Source organism: Pseudoalteromonas sp. BZA4 (genome assembly GCF_040104395.1).
GTDB lineage: Bacteria > Pseudomonadota > Gammaproteobacteria > Enterobacterales > Alteromonadaceae > Pseudoalteromonas.
This window is the reverse complement of sequence record NZ_JBECOT010000104.1, coordinates 1-6,867: the sequence shown is the minus strand read 5'-3', so window position 1 is coordinate 6,867 and position 6,867 is coordinate 1. Positions and strand designations below refer to the sequence as shown.

The 6,867-nt window shown below is 38.9% G+C and carries 10 protein-coding genes; 7 read left to right on the top strand and 3 right to left on the bottom strand.

The window, feature by feature from the left end; translation table 11 throughout:
* Positions 1-313 precede the first annotated feature (313 nt).
* Positions 314-1,219 carry a LysR substrate-binding domain-containing protein gene (locus ABMY41_RS21085; protein ID WP_055022412.1) on the bottom strand — a complete coding sequence of 302 codons (906 nt, stop codon included), beginning with the start codon at positions 1,217-1,219 and terminating at the stop codon, positions 314-316.
* A 145-nt stretch (positions 1,220-1,364) separates the two neighbouring features.
* Here ABMY41_RS21085 and ABMY41_RS21080 point away from each other — a divergent pair, with 145 nt between their 5' ends.
* A complete protein-coding gene (locus ABMY41_RS21080; protein WP_055022413.1) occupies positions 1,365-2,231 on the top strand; it encodes a DMT family transporter in 867 nt (288 codons plus the stop codon).
* A gap of 383 nt (positions 2,232-2,614) precedes the next feature.
* Here ABMY41_RS21080 and ABMY41_RS21075 read toward each other — a convergent pair whose 3' ends face one another.
* Positions 2,615-3,586 (bottom strand): IS481 family transposase, encoded by a 972-nt coding sequence (locus ABMY41_RS21075; protein ID WP_063529430.1) that lies wholly within the window; start codon positions 3,584-3,586, stop codon positions 2,615-2,617.
* Positions 3,587-3,882: 296 nt separating this feature from the next.
* Here ABMY41_RS21075 and radC point away from each other — a divergent pair, with 296 nt between their 5' ends.
* The 6 genes from radC (at position 3,883) to ABMY41_RS21045 (ending at position 6,654) form a co-directional block, all read left to right on the top strand.
* Complete coding sequence (radC, locus tag ABMY41_RS21070) at positions 3,883-4,410, top strand: DNA repair protein RadC (RefSeq protein WP_328256355.1); 528 nt, start codon at positions 3,883-3,885, stop codon at positions 4,408-4,410.
* 81 nt (positions 4,411-4,491) lie between these two features.
* The gene (locus ABMY41_RS21065; protein ID WP_162898094.1) at positions 4,492-4,650 is read left to right on the top strand and encodes a hypothetical protein; all 159 of its coding nucleotides are present in this window, start codon (positions 4,492-4,494) and stop codon (positions 4,648-4,650) included.
* A 109-nt stretch (positions 4,651-4,759) separates the two neighbouring features.
* Positions 4,760-5,884: a toprim domain-containing protein gene (locus ABMY41_RS21060; RefSeq protein WP_138600911.1), complete on the top strand. Its 1,125-nt coding sequence runs from the start codon at positions 4,760-4,762 to the stop codon at positions 5,882-5,884.
* On the top strand, positions 5,881-6,123 hold the full coding sequence (yfaE, locus tag ABMY41_RS21055; protein ID WP_036973826.1) for a class I ribonucleotide reductase maintenance protein YfaE: 243 nt from the start codon (positions 5,881-5,883) through the stop codon (positions 6,121-6,123). The genes ABMY41_RS21060 and yfaE overlap by 4 nt, the downstream gene beginning before the upstream one ends.
* Before the next feature lie 66 nt (positions 6,124-6,189).
* Positions 6,190-6,417, top strand: coding sequence for a hypothetical protein (locus tag ABMY41_RS21050; RefSeq protein WP_036973827.1), 228 nt, complete (start codon positions 6,190-6,192; stop codon positions 6,415-6,417).
* Between the two features lie 87 nt (positions 6,418-6,504).
* The gene (locus ABMY41_RS21045; protein ID WP_161805764.1) at positions 6,505-6,654 is read left to right on the top strand and encodes a hypothetical protein; all 150 of its coding nucleotides are present in this window, start codon (positions 6,505-6,507) and stop codon (positions 6,652-6,654) included.
* A gap of 94 nt (positions 6,655-6,748) precedes the next feature.
* Here the strand turns inward: ABMY41_RS21045 and ABMY41_RS21040 are convergent.
* Positions 6,749-6,867: IS3 family transposase (locus tag ABMY41_RS21040; RefSeq protein ID WP_235374343.1), on the bottom strand; the 119-nt coding region annotated here is incomplete at its 5' end.

Here is a 6,867-nt window from a genome sequence, read left to right as displayed (position 1 = left end):
CCTCAAATGCTTAAACAAAACATTTAAAGAACACGGTTAAAGATAACCGTCAATTTCCCTTGGTAATTAGCGATTACGACAGAATCGCGTGGTAATTAAAGTACGACAAAATCGCTTGGTGTTAACATCATTATGTGAATAAGTCTTAACTTGATCTGCCAGATTTGATTTATAGAGTTGAATTAAAACTGACAGTGAATAGCCAATAAAGGCCTCTGGCAAACTCATTTTGACTGGCAACTAACAAAACTAAACGGACGCTGACAGCTACTTCTAAGTAGCTAGTATTCACCTTCAACTCTAATTTAAATAGCTAAGCTGATTCCAGTTCATAACACTGCTGTTTAAGCCAACGACCTAATTTCATAATATCAGGTTGCCTAGCTCGTGTTTCCTTATAGACAAAATAGAAGTTATCTCCGGTATTAAGCTCGTGCATAGGTATGCGCACAAGACTTTGCTGGCGATCCTGATCATCCATCATGTAATTATTAATGAGGGTAATTCCCAAATTATATCGAGCCGCTTCAGCGGCAAGTAAGACATGACTAAATTGATTAATTTTGACGTCTTTGGGTAATTCAAATTTACCACTCATACACCAACGTAACCAGTCGTCACCGAGACTTTCATTTGTATCTGAGTATTGTACTGATAATAACGGGTGTTGCCATAATGAATCAGGTAGAGGCTTATTTCTTAACTGCTGCCAAAGCTTTTTTCCACACACGGGATAAAGTTTTTCAGTAAACATGAATTGATTGACAAAGTTACGTTCCGGTGGATTCACTGAAATAAAACAATCCGCAAATTGGTCATTATAATCCGGTTGATCCCCGACCATATTTAAAGTTATTTCTATTTCTGGGTGCTGATTTCTAAAATCTTCTAACTTCGGTATCAACCAGTTCACCGCCACAGAGCTATATAAAGCCAAACGAAGATTGCCTGATTTCCCGTGACGTATCATTTGACTGGCATTTGATAGATTTCCTAATGAGTTAGTCACTTCTTCAAAGTAACGTTCCCCGACCTTAGTCAAGGAAAAAGAACGCCCCTGTCGGTTAAACAGAGTTCCACCCAAATAGTCTTCGAGTAATCGAACTTGGTGACTAACCGCACTTTGAGTCACATTGAGGTGCTCAGCAGCTTTGGAAAAGCTATTAAGTCGCGCAACAGCTTCAAAGCATTGCAGGGCACGTAAAGGAGGCAACTTCATTATAAATTTAGCTCATACTAAAAAAATTTTAAACATTATACATCATATAAGGTATGGAATACGCTAATCATATAACCGTTTTACAAACGTAACTCTATTAATTCAGTTCCATTGACATTTTCTAGAATGTAGCAGGAGTAATGAAATGCCCAAAATAACTGTCGGACTCGCGATGACATTACTTATCATCGGAAATATAATTGGTGTTTTTTCTGACGCTTTGATAAAAACTCTGCCAGCAGATACTGCCATATACCAATTTGTATTATTTCGTCAATTGACCGCAGTGCTGATTCTACTTCCATTTTGTCTACTCAGTAATAAACAAAGCCTCTTCGCTGGCCTCAAATGGCACTTTATACGTGGCCACATTTGGTTATTAGGGACAATATTTATGGTATTCGCTCTGGGCGCTCTGCCGTTAGCTACCGTAAATGCTATTTTCTATACAGCGCCTTTGCTTATGCTGCCGTTAGCCATGATATTGTTTCAGGAAAAGCTGACTAGCCACTCAATTGCTGCTGCTGTTTTGGGCTTTATCGGCGTACTTATCGTGGTCAAACCAACACAAATTAATTGGGCAGCGATTGCCGCTCTTGTCGTCGCATTGACTATGGCTGTAAATAATTTATTGGTTCGTAAATTACCTCAGCATCATAATGTGTTCCAAACTTTAATGCTCACCAACCTAGTAGGTATCCCAGCCGCACTTGGGTTGGCGTTATGGGAAGGCAAACCTTGGGACTGGACTCCAATGTTAACGGCAACAGGCTCCAACACTTTTATCCTAATTTATGCTGGTATATGTGTATTGGTATATAGAGCAATCGAAGCCAGTAAAATTTCCAGTGCCGAATACACTGGTTTATTAGGTGCTGTAGTTGTAGGGGTGCTGTGGTTCGATGAAATACCGGACCTGAGCTTGGCTATAGGATCTTCTTTAATTATTATTCCGCTGATTTGGTTAGCCAAGATAGAAGCAAAGATAAAGCAAACAAGTAAAATAATATAAATGGTAAAGTTAATCTAACTTTCCAACGTGACCGCGTTTGGGAACGAGCGTTTAACTGCACTCCCATGTGGGATAAATAATAACTAGTTAATTTTTGGAATATTATGACTGAAAATAATTTGATATTTTGTGACTATAGTAACTCTTATTTAGAAGACTGTCTTTGGGCTGGATATCGATCCTAAAATAAACCGTGCTCATATCACTTAGATTGTGACTTCTCCACGGGTGCAGGCTAATGGCATCGGAACGGCAATGATGTCTTACGCTAAGAAAATGGCAAAGGACAGTGACATGAAAGTTATAGATATCGCCGCCAGTCATCTTTCAGCTCCTTTCTTCGAAAAATTTGGGGCAAAGACAATTATAGAAATCTGTGTGATTCATAGAGATCGTTTCAATTTTGCGATCTCTAAATCCCTTCTGTAATTGGATAATTGAACACGTTCATTATGCGCTTGATAAAACCCCTCAATTTCATCTGAAAATGGCGTTTGTTCACTAACTTCAAAATACCTTTCTATCGGCGTTTTTCCATTGTGAGCACTATGTGGTCTCTCCCAATTGTAATAGTGCTGCCACTCAGAAAGTTGCTCGTGAATATCTTCAGATTCCAAATCAACAGTTGCATAAAACTCAGCTTTATCTGTTTTTTGAGAGCGTTCAACTTTGCCATTAAGGTGCGGTGAAGCTGGCTTATTTGGTCGGAATTTTATCTTGTATCTCATTAATAACTTTTGCACTTTTTCAGCAAAAAATTCTGTACCTCGGTCTGTCTGAAATCGCTGTATAGGGAATAGCATTTCTTCAATTACAGACTCTACAAAGTCAATGGTATTAGTGGCACTACGTCGCTTATAAAGCCTTAACACTCGATAGCGTGTACAGTCATCAATAGCTGTGTACTGGTATAAATTAGGGGCTATTTTACAGGTGTCCATTTGAACTCTTTCGACAGGAATAGGCTTAGAGTATCTTTTGAAGTCAGGCTTTCTACGATAAATAACTATAGGGTCAACTTGGTGCTTTTTAAGCACTTTATGAATAGTAGCTAGCCCTAACTTAATTTGCTCATTTCTAAGCAACTCACTTTGGATTCTTCGAGCGCCTAAGTTTCTAGATTTTCTTAAGACTAAAATCTTAGCTTCCAATTCTGGAGACATTTTTTGATTTGGTGAACTGTGGGGTCTTTTACTCAAACTTTTAAGGCCATCAAGACCTTGCTCTTGATACCTAGACCACCACTTTCGTAATGTTGGCCTAGATATTCCACAACGCAGACAAACTAAACCTGCGTTGTTTGTTTCTTGATAAAGCTTTATCCACTTAAGTCTTTGTTGAATTTCATCGTTCATAACATCCAAGTATAGAAAGGATGTCTATGAATCACACACACTACTACATATAAGCCAAATTGATTTTTTTGCATTTATCATTAATTTAATGATGGCACCTTGCTATCAAATTTACCGTAAGGTAATTAATTTTGATAAAGCATAAAAGCTACTCAGATCCTTGTATTTGTGTAGAACAAGTACCGACGTCTCGTTGTTACTTTGGGTTTAACCCTAGATTTAGCATAAGCGAGTTCAGCTTGCTTGTGTTCAACAAACTTAAATCAACCCATAGGGGATTATTATCCTCTGGGTAATTGTCTCCGCTTAATGTTTCTTTGGAGGAGACAATGACTATTTCTAACTTAAAACTAAATGAAGAAACTGGTAAATATATAATCACGTCAGAGCTTAGCTCTGATGAAATTATTGAAACAGCCAAGAAGCTTCTAAACAATAGGCTGAGACGAGGTGCTATTTTTAAGAGCCCTACCCAAGTCACAGATTATCTAGAGGTCCATTTAAAGGGATTGGAGCATGAGGTCTTTTACATGCTTTATCTTGATAACCAAAATAGACTTATAGACAAAGAAATACTGTTTACCGGAACGATAAATGCTGCAAGTGTTTATCCTCGGGAGATTGTAAAAAGTGTACTAAAAAAGAATGCATCTTCTGTCATTTTAGCGCACAACCACCCATCAGGTATTGCCGAACCATCGCAAGCAGACAAGCTAATAACCACTAAGATCCAACATGCACTCAATCATATTGATGTACAAGTGTTAGATCACATCATTATTGGCGAAAATATTGTCTCTTTTGCTGAGCGCGGTCTTATCTAACTCAAATTAAAACCATTCCTTGTGGGGATACTTCCCATAAGGGGCGTATCCCCTTTTTTGTACTCTTTGGAGGAGATACGTATGAATAATTCAATTAAAAAGGCAATTATGCCAATCCCATCGTCAATACCTAACACTGAAGTGAGAGAGGTACATATTGGCGGTAAAACGATTCTTTCATTACGTGCTAAGTGGGGACCTTTATTTGAAGGTCAACAACGAGCTCAAGCTCAAGGCTAAACGTATGAGTTAGCCTTAGGGCTAACTCTTCTTTTTATTCGAGGCGACCACCTAAAGCGCCTTGTATTCAGGACGCTTTAGGGTCGTCTTGAGGAATAGGAGAGTTGTAATGATTGAATCAAAAATAGATAAAGTACTTGCTTTAGTTAAGTCAAATGGCGGGTGGTCTTCTGTCTACTCAGCCTACCCAGGACTTAATGAAGCAGTTTCAAAATCAAATAACCACGGTGGTTCACCACAAGTACCATGCCCAAAAACTGGAAACGGAAGAACTAAGTTTCGCCTTTTCCGAGATTGGGTTGATACCGGTGGTGCATACCATAACGATGTAGGTGCTTTACCCGGTGGAATAGATGTAATTGCGTTTATGGAGAGTTGCTCAAAAAGCCACGCTTTAAACAAAATAATCGATATCTGTGGTGGTGACTTATCAAGCATCTCGCGCGAATACGTTAAAAATGTGAAAGCTTCACAGCCAAAAGGTATTAACGATGATGAAAAAGCAAAACGAGTTGCAAAACTTGAGAAGCTATTTCAACACGCTATTCCTGCAGCTCATGATCAATCTGGTCGGATACAAGCTTACTTGAACAGCCGTGGACTTAAAACTGATGCGAAAACTTTACCGTATACACTTGGGTATGCTGATGAGCTTTGGTGGGGAGATGGTCAGTCTAAACCTAAGAAACTTCATGGTTTACTAGGTTCAATGACTGATCCAGATGGTAATCGGATCACGATTCATCGAATTTTCCTTAACAAGCAAGGCTTAAAAGCAGATGTACCTAATGCGAAGATGTTAATGCCTCCGCCCAGCTATATTGGTGGATGTTCAATTAAAATTGACTCACCAGTAACTGAAGGTGATAACACCTTTATTGGCGTATGTGAGGGAATTGAAACTGCATTAGCTGTTCGTGAGGCTACAGGTTGTCCTATGTGGTCATGCTATTCGGACACATTACTAAAAATGGTAAAAATTCCAGATAGTGTGACTTCAGTATTAATTTTTGCTGATAAGGATGCATCTGGAGCAGGTCAAGAAAAAGCAGAAGCATTAGCTGCGAGGCTACGTAGAGAAGGAAAGTTTGTTGATATTTATATGCCACCTTTAGATATACCTAATGGCAGCAAAAGTATGGACTGGCTGGACACCTACAACTTAGCAGGCCCTAGTGCTTTTTCATTTCGCTTACCTGTTGACATCTCTGTTAATACTGGAGGTGTCAAATGATTAGCGTTTCTGGTCAAGTTTACAATGACACAAATGGAACACTATTACAGACTTTAGAGCTGAATAGTGTTGCCCCTACATCTAACTGTAAATCAGGTTTTTGTGGGGCGTGTCGCATCAAATTACTAAAGGGCAATGTCGAATATATCGATGAACCAATTGGCTTTACAAATGAAGGTGAGATATTACCTTGCGTTTGTAAGCCAAAAGGTGACATTGAGGTTGAAGTAACCTTTTAGATTTTTACAACCAACCCATGCGGGGAGCCCCCCGCTTGGGAAGCTCCCCCTTTCTTTGGAGGAGCAATGAGTAAACATCATATTGAAATGGCAAAAGCTGGTGGTTCTCAGCTACGTCATTTCGCAGCATACCGCAATGGATACTATCCAGATATGGTTATCAGACACTTCATAGCAAAAACTACTCACTTTTTATTAATTGAAAAATATAGAAAGACTGTAGATTTGCTTGTGATACACAATGTGACAATCGCAAATGCCTGTGAAACGGCAGAATTGCTATTTGAAGCATAAACAACCCTTGGGGGATTACTCCCTCAAGGGTGTGAACCCTCAAATTTACTTTGAGGAGATTCAAATGAATTGCTTATGAAAAACAAAATGCTAAATAAGATCATGGTTGAACTAATCTTATTAGCAACAATTGTTGGCTATATTCCAGAGCTCTCTGTTAGTGGTTTTGCGGATATGTTTGGCCGTGTGGTTTCGACAACAAAACATGCTACGAAATTCAAATTCAAGGACTTATAAAGCTAGTCATTGCTTTTGTTTGTATGTTGGCATCTGTTGTGATAGGTTTCTATATAACTTTCCTAAATGGTTCCGAGGAGGACGATTGTTCTGGTCAACTCCAGCCGGACACTTTTCTTAAAGAATTTTCATACTCTACTGGTGACTGATCGTTATTAGCTGAGTGCAGCCTTTCCAGATTGTAATATTTCATATATTCAGTAACATCACTTT

What these genes read in the sequence shown, in the direction of transcription:
- yfaE (WP_036973826.1), top strand. Translation starts at nt 5,881, where the DNA reads ATGATTAGCGTTTCTGGTCAAGTTTACAATGACACAAATGGAACACTA.
- ABMY41_RS21050 (WP_036973827.1), top strand. Translation starts at nt 6,190, where the DNA reads ATGAGTAAACATCATATTGAAATGGCAAAAGCTGGTGGTTCTCAGCTA.
- ABMY41_RS21080 (WP_055022413.1), top strand. Translation starts at nt 1,365, where the DNA reads ATGCCCAAAATAACTGTCGGACTCGCGATGACATTACTTATCATCGGA.
- ABMY41_RS21060 (WP_138600911.1), top strand. Translation starts at nt 4,760, where the DNA reads ATGATTGAATCAAAAATAGATAAAGTACTTGCTTTAGTTAAGTCAAAT.
- ABMY41_RS21045 (WP_161805764.1), top strand. Translation starts at nt 6,505, where the DNA reads ATGCTAAATAAGATCATGGTTGAACTAATCTTATTAGCAACAATTGTT.
- ABMY41_RS21075 (WP_063529430.1), bottom strand. Translation starts at nt 3,586, where the DNA reads ATGAACGATGAAATTCAACAAAGACTTAAGTGGATAAAGCTTTATCAA.
- ABMY41_RS21065 (WP_162898094.1), top strand. Translation starts at nt 4,492, where the DNA reads ATGAATAATTCAATTAAAAAGGCAATTATGCCAATCCCATCGTCAATA.
- ABMY41_RS21085 (WP_055022412.1), bottom strand. Translation starts at nt 1,219, where the DNA reads ATGAAGTTGCCTCCTTTACGTGCCCTGCAATGCTTTGAAGCTGTTGCG.